The sequence below is a fragment of the Streptomyces sp. AC550_RSS872 genome, from assembly GCF_019049285.1.
Lineage (GTDB): Bacteria > Actinomycetota > Actinomycetes > Streptomycetales > Streptomycetaceae > Streptomyces.
The window spans coordinates 1-279 of the sequence record NZ_JAGMUL010000094.1; the positions used below are offsets into that span (position 1 = coordinate 1).

Here is a 279-nt window from a genome sequence, read left to right on the forward strand (position 1 = left end):
TGATCACCGCTCTTGTCGCCATCGTCAAGTCCGGCGCCGCCTACGTCCCCATCGACCCGGACTACCCGGCGGAGCGCATCGCCCACATCCTCAACGACGCCGACGCCGCCCTCCACCTCACCACCCTGGACGGCCTGGAACTGGACAGGTACGCGGACGGGAACCTCACCGACGGCGACCGCACGACGCCACTGACGCCCCGCCACCCGGCGTACATGATCTACACCTCCGGCTCCACCGGCCGCCCCAAAGGTGTGATCATCGAACACCACGCTCTGA

Annotated in this window: 1 protein-coding gene; it reads left to right on the forward strand. The window is 67.7% G+C overall.

Features of this window, described 5'->3' with window-relative positions:
- The coding region (locus KUM44_RS31085; protein ID WP_217213103.1) for an AMP-binding protein at positions 1-279 on the forward strand (279 nt) is incomplete at both ends.